Below are 15417 nucleotides of genomic sequence, written 5' to 3'. Positions count from 1 at the left end.
GAATCGAGTTGGGTTTTCAATCGGTAGCAAAAAACAGTATTTACCTTATTTCCGGACAGGTCATCGCTAAAGCTCTCGCCATAGTCTCATTGGTTTGGCTTGCGAGATATGTTTCAGTTGACGAATACGGATTGCTCAATTATGCACTCTCTTTCTGGGGCATTGTACTTGTATTCATTGAAGGAGGAACTGGCGCAATGTCCGTGAGGGAAGTCGCCAGAGATCATTCGCTTTCTGTGAGATACCTGTCGGCGACTTTTTTGTTTAAGGTCATAATAGGTTTTTTAATACTTCCTCTTGCAACTGTCACGCTATGGCTACTGGGCGCTTTTGATCAGCCACTTAAAATATGGGTATTTGTTTTCATAGGCGCCGGGCAATATTTTCTTCAAATTATGTTTTATACTATCATCGTTTTTTTTCGGGCACGTGAGGCTTTCAAATTTGAAGCGGTTCTTTCCGTCATCGCCGCATTGATCAATGCGTTACTTATTATTACGGCAATTATTATTAGAACTAAGTTTGATTTTATCGTCCTGATTATGTTCTTTTCAAATGTTCTCATAGCGTTCATAGCCCTTTTTACATATTGGAATAGAATTGAACCCGTTCAGTTGAAAGTATCCAAAACCTTTCTTGTGAATTTTGCATACGCTACAATTCCTTTTTCGATCACATTTATTGTCGGAGGGGTTGCTTTGAAAATCCCTGTACCGTTGATCGAACAATATTCTGGAACAGGCGCTGTAGCGGTTTATTCAGCTGCCATGCGCATCGTGGAGGGTTTCATGTTTATTCCTGGCGCCGTCGGCACGATACTTTATCCATTGTTCTCCCGGTCCTATAAAAAGGGAGATTCCCATTCGGTTGGTAAGCTCGATGTGATCCTGAAATTAGTTTGCTTTATAAGTTTGCCGGTAATTTTGTTTTCGTTTTTTTTTAGATCGGAGATTATTTTTCTATTGTATGGCGACAAATATATAGAGACGGCAGCAATCTGGCCTATATGGATCATGTGGTTTTTTATTTGGTCTTCCAAGTCGGTTTTAGCCTTATTTGTGTTGGCCATTGACAAACAAAAAACCGCAGTTGCGATTAATTTAGCAGGGTTCATTGTTACTCTAGTTTTAAGTTTTATGCTTATTCCCAGATATAGCTATTTTGGAGCAACTCTATCGATGATTATTGCGGAAATGGTCATGTTCCTTTATGTCTGTGTTTATCTGATGAAATTAGGATACCGTGTTTTTGATGTCGGAAAACTATCGCGGATCGTCTTAATAAATTTGGTTCTAACTGTTCTTGCAATTTTGGCAAAAATAAATGACCCGATTGTTGCGTCTGCTGTTTTTTTGTGTTGCTACGTGACTTCCATTTTTGCCTTTAAAATTATTACCTCAAATGAAAAGAAAATGTTGACTTCATTATTTCGGAGGATTCCTAATTCTTAAGGAGGCCAAAAAGTGGGCGAATCGAAAATACATCGTTACCTTGATATAGAGCACGTGGGGCCAAATGAAGAAAGCGTTCGCAAAGAGTATGCGCCTCTGCTTCAATATTTTGATGGATGTAACAACGTACTGGATGTGGGTTGCGGTCGCGGTATTTTACTCGAAATGCTACGGGAAAGAGGCATCAATGCCATGGGGTGTGACTCGGAGCTGTCTATGGTTCAAACTTGTCTCCAAAAAGGTTTCGAATGTTCTCAGACGGACGTCCTGAATTTTGTGGGAGGTACAGATCAAAAGTTTGACGCGATATGCTGCGGACATCTTATTGAGCATCTTGAACCTGCTTCCGCACTTGAATTTTTGTGCCAATGTTTTGACAAGTTGATACCCGGTGGAAGGCTCCTGATCATCACACCTAATCCCGAGGATCTTAAAATAATAACGTTATATTTTTGGCTCGATTTGACTCACGTCAGGCCCTATCCCAGGGTGTTGCTTGAAAAAATGCTAAAGCATATTGGATTTGCAATTTTACAAAGTCACGATTCAAACTTGCCGTTGCATGATAAGAATATTATAAAGTTATTTTGGATGCGGGTGATCAAATGGTTCATATATAAAATTACACGTTTGGATTTATTGTATAGAGGAAATACGGTGATTCTTGCAAGTAAGCCATAGCTATGTTCAAAAGGAGAATGCAGTGGAAATGAAGGAATTCAAAGAGTTTGAAGAAGTAAAAATTTGTGATTTATGCGGTTCAACTGAAAACTCAGATTTGTACGCCCCTTCTCATATCCGAACATGTGACCGATGTGGTTTTGTATTTGCTTCTCCAAGACCGACATTTAATGAGATTCAAAATGCATACTCCGTCGACGGTTTTTATGACGGGTGGTTGCTCGGTATCGAAGGCAGGAAAAAGTTGTGGAAAAAAAGATACGATCGAACTAAGGAATTCCTTAACCCCAAGTCCAAAATTTTAGACTACAGCGCAGGAATTGGAACTTTTCTGCAATACGCAAGATTGGGAGGACAGGAGGTCTACGGAACGGAAATATCAACATCAGCAAAAACTATTGCCCAACAAACTTATGGTATCGAACTTTATGATGAACCAATACTCCTAGCAAACGGGTATAAAGATTATTATGATGCCATCACAGCATGGCATGTGGTTGAGCATGTAGGATCTCCCAGAGGGCTTCTGGAGAAATTTCATCAATGCCTTAAAGAACGCGGTGTGTTGATAATCGCTGTTCCAAATAATTATCACCGTCCATTGAAGTCTCTCTTTTTTTTGAAAAAACAAAACCCTGATCTTTTATATCCGAAACTGGTACCGGGTGCTGAGATACACCTTTCGTATTTTAATATGAACACACTCCGTTTTCTTCTGGAAAAAAGCAGATTCAACGTGGAATATGCCGGCATTGATGATCATTTTGCGAATCCAAATTGGAAGACGGCCTTAAAATATTTTATTTATGTTCTGATCATGAAAATATTCAAATCAAATTATTCTGAAACTATATTTATAGTTGCGAGAAAAACAAAATGAATAATTTGGCAGTTTAACAAATTTAATCTAATGAAGATCGACTTTGTCATAAACCGGTATCCTCCATCCCAAGGCGGCGGGGAGTTTTATGCTGCAACCTTGGTTCGGTTCCTTCAGAAAAGGGGACATTTGATCCAAGTACATACTTCAAGTCTGAAATCCAATTATCAAAGAGAATTGATAATTGGATTGCCGAACCAAGAAATGGACCATCGTGTGAGCATTTGTCGCTACCGACCTGTATACCTTACACGAAATGATAACTATCCGATTTTTTCTGCTATGGCCGCAAAGCTTTTTCGTTCATCTGCAGATCTTATTCACGCACATTCTTTATATTATTTTTCAGCTGATATCTCAGGATTGATTGGTAAACTTAGGAGGAAGCCTTTTGTTTTGAGTCCCTATTTTGCATTACGTGCTAATGGGCGTTTCGGAACACTTCGAAAGCTCCTGAACCGGCTTGCACTCAGTGCAGGGGCAGTTTTAGTCCTGACCGAATATGAAAAAATTGAGATTGAGAAATACGTCAGCTCTGTAACACGTTTTGAGACTATCCCGCCGGGTGTGAATACCGAAGAATTTGATCAGGTGCCCGATAATGTATTTGAACGATTTTTTGACACTAAAAATCACAGAGTACTTCTATTCGTAGGGCGATTGGACCACGGTAAGGGGGTTGATATACTCATCAAGGCTTTGCCGGAAGTTATAAAAAAATATCCGGAAGTCAAGTGCTGCATTATCGGTGAAGATTTCGGAGCGATGACCGAACTCAAGACCATGGCTGAAGAGACAGGCGTGGCAAATAACCTTATTTTCACCGGAAAGTTGGACCGGCAGGAAGTGTGCAGTGCATTTGTAAATGCCGACATATTTGTTTTCCCAAGCCGCTATGAGGCTTTTGGAATGGTACTTATCGAAGCTATGGCAGCTTATTTACCAGTGGTGGCGGCCAGAAGTTCGGCTATACCATGGGTGGTCAAGGAAAACGAGGATGGATTGCTTTTTGATGTGAACGACCATCACGATCTAGCACAAAAGATCATGCTGACTTTGTCGGATGCATCCGCAACACAAATGCGGATTACTCGTGCACGGAAAAAAGTCGAGACCGAACATGCTTGGCCACAGGTTGTGGAGAAATTAGAGAATGTTTATTCATCATTATTGAGATAAAATATGTGTGGTATTTTTGGAGTAGTTGATAAGGATGTGCACAGATTTGATACGGACCAACTTCGCAAATTCTACACCGTTCAACGGCATCGAGGGCCAGATGATAACGGAGAGTATTTGGATAACCATGCTTTTCTCGGATTTAACCGGCTAAGTATCATCGATCTTTCTGAAAACGGCCATCAACCCATGACTGATCGATCACAGCGTTATTGGATTATCTTCAATGGCGAGATATATAATTTTCAGGAATTGCGTAAGTTAATTGAACCTCAACATACTCTTAGAAGCAGAACGGATACGGAAGTCGTTCTGTATTTGTACATGGAATATGGAGCGGAGATGCTGCCGCATCTGGACGGTATGTTTGCCATGGCAATTTGGGATTCTAAAGAAAAGACACTCTTTTTGGCTAGGGACCGATTTGGGGAAAAGCCGATCTGGTATGTAGAACGTGAACAGGGAATTTCGTTTTCGTCGGAAATTCGAACACTTCTCCGGACCGGCATGGTTTCAACAAGTTTGGATACTTTAGGACTATACATGTATCCCTGGCTTGGCACAAGTGTTTATGGGAAATCAGTTATCAAGGACATTGAAGGAATAAAACCAGGTCACTATATCCATTATGTTATGGATAGTAAACCAAAACAAGTTCCCTACTGGAAACTGCAAACCATACCGTCTTTTCGTACTACGAGAAAAGAAGCAGTAGAACAAGTCAGGCATTTACTAAATGAGTCTATTGAAAAAAGGCTGATCAGCGATGTTCCGCTTGGGCTTTTTTACAGCGGTGGAATCGATTCGTCGGTTATCGCAGCGCTGGTCAGGAAGTTTCAACATGAGGAACTGCATTCATTCTCGATCGGATTTGAAGAGAATGATTATGACGAAAGCGACATGGCTGCATTAGGCGCTGCCTATTACGGGCTTCAGCATCATGCTTTCAAATTATCAGCAATGGAAGTATTGGATCACATACCCCGCTTTATTCAGGCAATGGATTTCCCCATCGTTGATGGGTTCAATTCCTATTTTGTTTCAATGTTCGCGAGGGAAAAGTTTACGGTGGCGCTGTCCGGGATCGGAGGCGATGAGTTATTCGGAGGGTACAGCACCTTCCGTTTTATGCATCTTCTTAAAAAACTCAAATTCGCTTCGGTTCCCCTGAAAAAATTATCCGGACGAGTTTTCAAATCTCTAACGCCGTCAATGCAGGCGAATTGGAAGATGCGTGTATTGGCATTTGCGGGAGGTGCTTTCCAGACAGAGGGTCTTCAGCATGAACTGGCGCGAACATTTTACAGAAGCTCCGAACTTGAAACCATTTTTTCTGATGAATTTCTTGATCATTCTTACAGGCATTCACCTCTGGATAAACTGAACGATCTGGTCCCGGACTTGGGAAGCGATCATATCGGAAGGATAACCCTACGTGAAATACAATCCTACATGTCCTATTTGCTTCTTCCTGCCATTGATGTTTTCAGTATGCATTCGTCTTTAGAGGTCAGATCGCCGTTTTTGTCTCACCGATTATTTGAATTTGTTTATTCACTGCCTGCTGCTGTAAAATTTGATCCGGATAATCAGAAAAGCCTTCTCGTGGATGCGTTTAGAGAATTTCTACCATCTCAACTTATTCATCGAAAGAAAAAAGGGTTTGGCTTTCCGTTTGAAAAATGGGTATTTTTGCCTGAGTATAAATCTTTAATCTGTGACACGCTGGAAAGTACAAAGTTTAAGAACAGAAATATTTTTTCTCAAACCCACGTAAACAATTTTCTTAGTTTTGTTTACAGCCGACATCACGATAAACTGCCGCATCAGGTTTTTATGAAGTTGTGGGCTATCACTGTTTTGGAGTTATGGCTGCAGGAGAATCTGGATGGATAAGATTTTACTAATTGCCCGTGAGTTTTATCCCACGCTCGGAGGTATATCATCTTATATTTTTGATATCTACTCATACTTTAGTCCCGATAGATTAACCATTATAACCTATTATCACCCGGATCAAAAGTCGTTTGACAAAACATGTCAATACGATATGGTCAGAACTGGGATATATTCAAAGTGGATGCAGAAAAGAAAATGGGCGACGATTCCTCTTTTTATTTCAGGTTTCTGGCAATTAGTTGTTGATCGAAAGATTAAAGAAATTCACGCAGAACAGGTTCAATCAGGTTTAGTAGTATTCATATTATCTAAAATTTTTAGAAAACCTTACAGGCTTTTTGCTTACGGGATGGAGATAACCACTTCAGATTCCCATGGTTTCAAAAGAAAAGTATTTGGTGGCGCAAAAACGATCATTGCGATCAGCAAGTATGCCAAAGAATTATTGCTCCGCCAAGGAATTGACGCAAGAAAGATTGTGATTTTCACACCCGGTGTTTCAAAAAACTATTTTGAGACTGCGTCGGTTTTGTCCCAGGATCAGTCACGCCGTGATCTGGGAATAAATACACAAAAGAAAATTCTTTTGACCATCGCCCGCCTTGAACCGTTATCCCGTTATAAAGGGATCGACACAATGATCAATGCCATGAAACTCCTTGTGAAAACTAACGCCAATATTCATTATTATGTAGTTGGTTCAGGGCCTGACATGACATGGTATCAACGCCTTGTATTACAATCAGAACTTGAGTCGTTTGTTACATTTGTGGGTTCGGTTTCAGAGGAAACGAAAAAAAAGTTCATCATGTCCTGCGATGTCTTCGTTCTCCCGAACAGGATAGAATATGAACGGGGAGGCGAAACAACAGAAGGATTTGGCATCGTATTTATTGAAGCAAATATTTTTGGAAAGCCTTCCATAGGAGGCGACGGCGGCGCCCGCGATGCGGTAGAGGACGGCAAATCCGGACTTTATGCAAACCCTAATTCGGCAGAGGATGTTGCTTCAAAGATTATTTTGCTTATGGAAGATACGAATCTAAGCAAACGATTAGGCGAGCAGGGAAGAAAAAGAGTCCTGGGCAGTTTTATTTCAGAGAACATTGCCAGCTCCTTCTTTGATTTTATACAAAAAACAATTTAACCAGATACAGTCCACAGTGATATCAGAACTTTCAACATTTGAATCGGCTAATAAAATACAGGTCGAAAGCCGAAATGTTATTATTCTAAAAGCACTTTTACTTGTTATTATTTATATCAATGTTACAAAAGTTGTTTTGGGCAGCCGTTTCTTTACGCTGTTTGCAGATGGCTTTACATTATGTTTTGCAGTCCACTTTTTGTATCAGAAATGGTCTCACAGAGAAAGACTTCATAAAATAGAAAAATGGGTGTTAGCGTTCATGATTCTGGGAATTGTCGCGATATTTCATCCGAATATCCCTGGAGTCGCCGTAGGCATGGAAGGATATCGACGATTGGCATTTCAAATGTTTGGAGTAATTATTGGACTAAGCGTCATCACGGATCGACGAACCCTTTTTTCTATCGTCAAGTTCTTAGTGATTATATCTACTCCGGTTCTGATCTATGCCATTAAACAATTCTTTAATATGTCTGAATTCGATGAAAAATTGATAGAAAGCAATACCGCGGATATACTATCCTACTCGATATTTGACAGAATAAGAGCTTTTAGTATTTTTAATGGTCCTTTTCATTTAGGGATTTTTGGTGGGTTCATTTTTTGGTTGTCTTTTTCGCTCTATAGGAAAATGAGAAAAAAAATTTATTTATGGATATCCATTCTTGCCATTTTCTCCGTTCTGGTCAGCCTTACCCGAAGCAGCATTATTGCTTTGGCCGTTTCGGCTGTAATCATTTTTGTTTTTTTTGTAAAGAAAGATAAAATGATTATTTTTTTGTCTATTCTCGTCATGATGATATTTTTGTACATTGTTATGAGTTATTATTTAACGGAATTTACAGAAGTTAGTCAGGTTCTGGAAACGATATCAGATTTCGAAAATGTATCGTCCGATCATCGTCTGCAATCCCGTTTTGACGTCTATGATAACGGTGTGAACGCAGTAGTATTAGCTCCTTTGGGATACGGAATGGGCAGTGGAGGGGATGCAATGGAATTTTATTTTGAGCCGACAAACCGGTTTCATATGACAACGCATAACATGTTCTTAAAAGCAGGGATAGAGATGGGATGGTTTGGATTGGCAGTATTCGTTTACTTATTTGTATTTTTTTTGCGAAGTATCTGGAAATTGTTTAAACAAGACAGCCATTCAGCTGTGATTTTTGCAGGAATGCTCCTTATTATTTTGATCACCGGTATTACGGGATCAACCATTGAAGCGTATCCAATGAACCTTATTTTCTGGATTTTTATGGGGTCACTAATTTCGATATCAGAAAACGGGATTGATCTCAAAAATGAATTCGTCCTATGACAGAAATAAACAAGCAAATGGATATTAGTGTGATACCATTTCATGACTGGAGAAAAATACAACAAGAAGGCTCCAGAACGCGCGATGCACATATCATTGAGCACTTAGGCCTTTGCCCAGATATAAATAAAGTGGTGGTGATCAATCGGCCAATTACCCCAGCTGAAATGATTTATCGCAAAACAAATTGGAAAACTAAAGGTCAAGTTGTCAATAAAGGGCGATTTTCCCAACTCGTTCAGTTGTCTGAAAAAATGTATGTGATTGACACGCTGCACTTAAATCCTCTGCCTCAACTTATTGAAGGGAAACGATGGTTTTTTTCTGCTTTTGGCGAGAAGCATTTTATTGATGAAGTAAAATATCATATTGATGCCTTGGGTTTTCAAAAGCCGACTATAATTAGTTTTAATATTTTTGCCGCTGAATTATGTAAAAAGCTTAACGTTGGTCGGTGTTTATTCGATGCATGGGATAATTTTATGCGTTTCCCTCAGTACGGCCATATGAGCCGTTTGATTAAACAAAATTATTTGATCTATTCTGATATTTCAAAAATATGGACCACTAATTCAGAGAAAAACCGACAGGATTTCATGAATGAATTTAATGTAAAGAATTGTGAAGTAGTTCGAAACGGGGTTGACGTGGAAAAATTTAAAATGAAATATCCAATTCCTAACGATTTAATCAAAATTAAACGACCAATAGTTGGATTTGGTGGCAAGATTACACACCTCGTTGACGCTGATCTTCTTAATATTGTTGTTAAATCAAATGCGGACAAAAGTTTCGTTATTATCGGACAGATTCTGGATAAAGAGAAATTCAATGCGATCAAACCACAAGCAAATTTATTTTATCTAGGCGATAAACACTATGATTTGTATCCTGCTTATGTAACGAATTTTGATGTTTGTATATTACCATACGTTGTAGGGAATAAGGAACACGGCCAGGATTCTATAAAAATTTATGAGTACATCGCGGCCGGAAAACCAACCGTTACGACAAACGTAAATGGAATAAATGATTTGAATAAATACGTAAGTATCGCAAATGATGCTTCACAGTTTTCAAGCTTGATTGATAAAAAATTGGCTGATATAAGGCCGTTGTTTGAAATACCAGAGGAATTTAGTTGGGCTCGAAAGACTCGATTACTTATTAATCATGTAAAGGCAGTGTATGAATGAACGGATAATTACTGTAAACAAAACGTTTTATGACAAGGTGTATCGGAGAAGATTCCCGATTTTGAAATATGTATGGAATAAATGGTTTTCTTTTAATTTGCTGACTAAAGTAGCACCTATTATGTCACAACTGAAGTCATGTCAGGGTAAAACGATCATTGAAATTGGTTTCGGCTGGGGTACTAATTTGGTAATGTTAGGAAAAAAAAATACGGTGTGCGGTATTGAGCTTTCACAATCGGCCATTGCTTTTTTGATGGAGTTATCGAAGATTTTGGGTGTGAAAAGCATAAAAACGGTCCATTACGATGGAATTGGAGAATTTCCTGTTAAGGAAAAATACGATGTTGTTATTTCTTCACATGTACTTGAACATGTTCCGGACGACAACTTCTTTATTTTGCAGAAATATAAACTACTCAAAAATACAGGATTAATGTACTTGCAAGTTCCAATTAAATATTCATCTGACAAAAGTGAAGACCCGAATCATGCCCGGGATTATTCCGATGAGACAATAACCAAATTGCTATCAAAGGCTAACCTGCAAATTAGTGAGGTTATTTACTCCGGCTACTCACTAGCATTCATCAACAATAATCGTAGCAGGTGCTTACGATTTCTTGTTAAGGCTGTTTCAATTGTTCTATCGTACTCGTCTTTCCTAAAATTTGAACGCGTTTTTTTTGGGAAAAAATATTCACCAACGCAAGCCCTCTTCATTTGCCGGCAGTAATCATTTAAAACTGACAAAAATGACACAAATGAAAATTGCCATAATAGGAACCAGAGGGTACCCTTATGTTTATAGCGGCTATGAGACTTTTGTAAAAGAGCTTGCTGAACGTTTGGTAAAAATGGACTATGAGGTAGTTGTTTATTGTCATCGGGGTCTTTTTTCGGCAAGGCCGAAAAAACATAATGGAATCGAGCTGGTGTACATGTCATGTTTGGAAACAAAAACACTCGGCCAATTTTCACACTCTTTTTTGTCTATGCTGCATATCTGTATTACCCGCAACGCCGATATTATCCTAACGGTCAACTCTGCGAACGGTCCTTTTGGCATATTGGCGCGAATATTTAGGATTCCTGCGGCGATCAACGTGGACGGTTTAGAATGGATGCGGCCAAAGTGGGCCGGGCTCGGATCGAAATATTTCTGGTTTGCTTCATGGTTATCAACCAAGCTGTATGATCGTGTTATTACCGATGCCGATGAAATGCGTAAAGTTTATTTAAATGAATTTGGTAAAGATTCCACTGTCATTGCCTACGGTGCGAATCCAATTGTCAAAACGCAAGATACACATCGCTTGGCCGAAATTGGCATTGAACCCCAAAAATATTTTCTTGTTGTCGGCCGTCTGATCCCCGATAATAACGTAGAACTTGTCGTTCGTGCTTTTGAAAAAGTGAAAACAAGTCATAAACTGATCATTTTGGGAGATGTTCCCTATAAAGATCCGTATGCCGAGAAAGTTCGATCGACAAAAGACACACGCATTATTTTTCCAGGTTATGTCAAAGATCAAAGTCTGTTAATGCAGTTGTATGAACATTGTTATGCTTATATTCACGGCCATGAATTTGGAGGGACAAACCCTGCGCTCTTAAAAGCTTTAGCGGCAGGGTGTTGTATTCTTGCAATTGATACTGTTTTTTCTAGAGAAGTTTTGGCGGACGATCAATTCGGTATGTTGTTCAAAAAAAACACAAAAGACCTTAGTAGGCAGATCAGCCAGTCGCTATCGGAACCGAAACTTTGCGACAATTACCGTCAAAAGGCTGCTCAACGTATCCAGGAAAAATATACATGGGAACGAATTGTATCTCAGTACAGGGCGCTATTCAATGAAATGAAAGGTCACTTGCATTAAATCTTTTTCAGTAAATACAAAAGAGTGTATCTTGTGACGGCCTTTCCGTCATTGGGGAAAATTTGTCAAATCAAGGATACACTTAAACGAATAAAATCAACATTGATATGATTGACTACAAGTTTATTTTTGGCATAGAAATTGAATATTTGGAGCCTGAATATCAACTACATTTTCAGAGGCAACATGGACAATTTGATAATTTTTTTATACATCGTCATGGCCCGAAACCGCAATCTCCTGCTACTCATCCTGTCCATACTAATAACTGAGAACGCTATATCGCAGACGTTCTCCGATGAGTCCGTATCCTCGGGATTTAATATTGGCATTAATCGAATGCTGAATGGAGCATGGTGCGATTATAACAAAGATGGGTTCCAGGATATTTTTATCAGGGATGGTAATCTCGGACAATATCATCTCATGTTGAATAATAAGAACAGATCCTTTAGTGATATGGTTTTGGAGGCCGGTCTGAATTCTGGCATTTCCATCGTCAGTGGTTCATGGGGAGATTATAACAACGATTCATGGCCCGATCTTATCCTGCTGAGCCGGACAGAAGCTTTTGCGTCTGCACGATCGCAACTATTTAAAAACCTCGGTGACGGTAAGTTCTTGGATGTGGCTCCGCAATCCGGATTAAATTTGCCAGGCGACGGAGAAACGCCCCGTTTCTTTGACTACGATGGCGACGGCGATCTTGATGTGATCATGCCTTTTTATAGAACATCTAACCCGCCTACGGGTAATCATCTTTTTCGTAACGATGGCAAGAACGGTTTCACAGATGTCACGGCAGCATCCGGTATCTCCACTTTTGTAAATGCTGAAGCTACAATGATTTTTGACTACGACAACGACTCCGATCTGGACTTATATTTAAGTGCGACGTTGTATAGCAATAACTCGGATGGAACGTTTACAGATGTCACAGCTACTGCCGGGCTGCCTCATTCATTTGACGAAGGCGGATCGGCAGGTGATTTCAACAATGACGGATTCATCGACCTGCTTATTTGCGAACATCCAGATAGATATACAAAATTGTATAAGAATCTTGGGAACGGGACATTTCAGGATGTCACGGATCTATATGGATTACCGCATACTGTCAACTGGGGTGCAGGCTTTATTGACTATGATAATGACGGGTGGCTCGATATCTGGTACGGTTCAATGTATAACGGCACTGACCCTTTCACACTGTTCAAAAATCACAACGGCCAAAACTTTGCCGATTCGACATCGTCACTTGGATTGCCAAACCAAACAAATTATACAACTCCGGCCTGGGCAGATTATGATAATGACGGCGATATGGATGTTGCTATCGGGCAATTGGCATTCGTCACGAATGCGCCGATCTTATTCGAAAATCACTTGAATAACGATAACTATATTTTTGTAAAAGTTACCGATCAAAACGGGAATGAGAATCAATTTGGAGCAACAATACGAATTTACGATGCCGGAACGGATACAATGATGTATACAAAAGTTGTCGGACTCGGGCAAGAGTACTTATCACAAAACCAATATGCGACCCATTTTGGAATACCGGAAACCGGTAATTATAATATTGAGGTGACATTTCCGTCCGTGCTGCCTTACGTAGTACGCCTTTCTAAAGCAACGAATCCCGTACTAGGATCGGTTAATCCGTCTTCACTGGGGAGCGGGGCACTAAACCGCACGATCGAAATTCGGCGTGACGGCAGAGTTCTGATGAATAATTCGATACACCTGCCTATCAACTATTTTATACCTTCACTTTCCAGCGTTGCAAACAACGGTATCGTTCTGGCGGAAGATTCACTATCCCTTGCGTGGGAGCTATATAACAGCGGCGCGCATACGTATGAGCTTGAAATCAATCGAAACTCTGATTTCAGAAATCCGCTGATCCAAATATCGAATTTGACCGACACGATTTACCGTACACAATTCTCAAACATCGACACATTGTTTTGGCGCGTCAGAGTTCTGGATGTGGGAACTGATGCTGCCTGGAGTGACGTGTTTACTTTCGCTACCAGAAAAAATATAATACCGGTTTTTGTGTCAATTCCTGAAACATCAGCCAAAGAAGGTATTTTATACAGCTATCAGTCGCATGCACAAGATCAGGATAGCCTCCTATTCCATGACACCCTACGATATGATCTATTAACTGCGCCAACTTGGCTTACTATTGACAGTATTTCAGGTGTAGTTATGGGAAAACCGATACGTGAAGCTGTGGGTGATACTTTAGTAACGATACTTGTTCGGGATAATCATCAAGGAATAGGAATTCAAAGCTATAATCTGCGCGTCTCGAAAAACGAAGAACCGCTATCCGTCCAGCTTTTGTATCCTTTACAAGAGGATGCACTAACGTTATATAAGTTTCCGATTCCTCGGACATTTATATGGACGAAATCGTCTGATCCAGATTTATCAGGCGCACTAGACTATGCATTTAGAATTTTTGGCGATGGTTTGGATTCAATGATTACGGGTATCACTGATACTTCTGTAATAATCGATGGAAGTGTTTTCAAGGAAAATGCTAAATACAAATGGTATGTAGCTGCGTTTGATGGCGTACACTTCAGTTCAGAAATAGATACCAATGAATTTTATACTTTGAAACGTGTACTCAATCCAGAACTTGTTCCAAAAAATTATGCATTGGAAAGTAGTTATCCTAATCCATTTAATCCGGCAACGACAATTCGTTTCGATTTGCCCGAGAAAAGTTTCGTTGAATTGGAAATTTATAATGTATTAGGGCAACGCATAGTCGTATTGTCCAAAGGCGAATTTGAGGCGGATCAGTATGAAATACAATGGCGACCAGAACAGAATTTAGCAAGCGGCGTCTACGTTGTTTTGTTGCGTGCAAAAAGTTTATCAAGTAAAATGAAAACATCTTTGGCAAAGAAAATAACTTTCTTAAAATAAACTCTAACCTACCATCTCTAATTGTAGGTATCGCATGGAAACTAATAAATGGGAAAGCAGATCGTTATTTGGAGTTAACTACTCTATCGTCGATTATAATTATTGCAGTGATATCGTAATTGAAAAAGCAATAAACAGAGTAAGTTTTGGACTTTCGGCGCTTGCTGTGCATGGCTTAATAGAGTCTATTTTACAGCCAGAAATCTACCGACAGCTTAAAAAAATCGACATGATTGTTCCAGATGGTCATCCTGTTCGGTGGGCATTAAATAGTTTTTACAAAATTGCTTTAAAAGACCGGGTTCATGGTCCAATATTGACTTTTGAGATTTTAAAAAAAGCCGATCGGTATGGCCTTGGTATTTATTTATTCGGAAGCACTCAGAGGACAGTGAATCTTTTTGCAGAATTTATAACAGAAAAATTTCCGAATATTCGTATTTGTGGCGTACAAGCCGATCGATTTCGAGAAGCCACCGATACGGAAGATATGGAAGACATTAAAAGAATTAATAATTCTCAAGCGCATATCATTTTGGTTGGTCGAGGGTGTCCAAGGCAGGAGGTATGGGTTGGTAACCATTTGGACAAAATTCAAGCTCCGTTGCTTGCTGTAGGATCGGCTTTTGATATCCATGCGGGCGTGTTAAAAGCACCGCCTGAATGGATTCAAAAATCAGGTTTTCACTGGTTGTATCGACTATGCCAAGAGCCAAGGCGACTATGGAAGCGCTATTTAATTACCAATACTTGTTTTATTTATCTTTTTCTAAAACATAAATTCATTCTTAGAAAGCCATTTTAAAATTCGATTTTTTAAATGTAGTT

At 39.6% G+C, this 15417-nt stretch carries 12 protein-coding genes; all 12 read left to right on the top strand.

Features of this window, described 5'->3' with window-relative positions; genetic code table 11:
- Positions 1–8: 8 nt before the first annotated feature.
- On the top strand, positions 9–1451 hold the full coding sequence (locus K1X84_03355; protein ID MBX7150651.1) for a flippase: 1443 nt from the start codon (positions 9–11) through the stop codon (positions 1449–1451).
- A 12-nt stretch (positions 1452–1463) separates the two neighbouring features.
- Positions 1464–2132 carry a class I SAM-dependent methyltransferase gene (locus tag K1X84_03350; GenBank protein MBX7150650.1) on the top strand — a complete coding sequence of 223 codons (669 nt, stop codon included), beginning with the start codon at positions 1464–1466 and terminating at the stop codon, positions 2130–2132.
- A gap of 22 nt (positions 2133–2154) precedes the next feature.
- A complete protein-coding gene (locus K1X84_03345; protein ID MBX7150649.1) occupies positions 2155–3012 on the top strand; it encodes a class I SAM-dependent methyltransferase in 858 nt (285 codons plus the stop codon).
- Positions 3013–3042: 30 nt separating this feature from the next.
- Positions 3043–4191, top strand: coding sequence for a glycosyltransferase family 4 protein (locus K1X84_03340; GenBank protein MBX7150648.1), 1149 nt, complete (start codon positions 3043–3045; stop codon positions 4189–4191).
- Between the two features lie 3 nt (positions 4192–4194).
- Positions 4195–6087 (top strand): asparagine synthase (glutamine-hydrolyzing), encoded by a 1893-nt coding sequence (asnB, locus tag K1X84_03335; GenBank protein MBX7150647.1) that lies wholly within the window; start codon positions 4195–4197, stop codon positions 6085–6087.
- A complete protein-coding gene (locus tag K1X84_03330; protein ID MBX7150646.1) occupies positions 6080–7237 on the top strand; it encodes a glycosyltransferase family 4 protein in 1158 nt (385 codons plus the stop codon). Before asnB ends, K1X84_03330 begins: the two co-directional genes overlap by 8 nt.
- A gap of 634 nt (positions 7238–7871) precedes the next feature.
- Entirely contained in the window at positions 7872–8561 is a 690-nt protein-coding gene (locus K1X84_03325) for an O-antigen ligase family protein (GenBank protein MBX7150645.1), read from the top strand.
- Positions 8558–9757 (top strand): glycosyltransferase, encoded by a 1200-nt coding sequence (locus K1X84_03320; GenBank protein MBX7150644.1) that lies wholly within the window; start codon positions 8558–8560, stop codon positions 9755–9757. The genes K1X84_03325 and K1X84_03320 overlap by 4 nt, the downstream gene beginning before the upstream one ends.
- Before the next feature lie 121 nt (positions 9758–9878).
- Positions 9879–10493 (top strand): class I SAM-dependent methyltransferase, encoded by a 615-nt coding sequence (locus K1X84_03315; protein MBX7150643.1) that lies wholly within the window; start codon positions 9879–9881, stop codon positions 10491–10493.
- Positions 10494–10512: 19 nt separating this feature from the next.
- Positions 10513–11637, top strand: a complete 1125-nt coding sequence (locus K1X84_03310) for a glycosyltransferase (protein MBX7150642.1) — start codon at positions 10513–10515, stop codon at positions 11635–11637.
- A 186-nt stretch (positions 11638–11823) separates the two neighbouring features.
- Positions 11824–14589, top strand: coding sequence for a T9SS type A sorting domain-containing protein (locus K1X84_03305; GenBank protein MBX7150641.1), 2766 nt, complete (start codon positions 11824–11826; stop codon positions 14587–14589).
- Between the two features lie 34 nt (positions 14590–14623).
- The gene (locus K1X84_03300; protein ID MBX7150640.1) at positions 14624–15394 is read left to right on the top strand and encodes a WecB/TagA/CpsF family glycosyltransferase; all 771 of its coding nucleotides are present in this window, start codon (positions 14624–14626) and stop codon (positions 15392–15394) included.
- Positions 15395–15417 lie beyond the last annotated feature (23 nt).

This window comes from bacterium (assembly GCA_019695335.1).
Classification (GTDB): domain Bacteria; phylum CLD3; class CLD3; order SB21; family SB21; genus JABWBZ01.
This window is presented reverse-complemented; position numbering and strand designations above follow the sequence as displayed.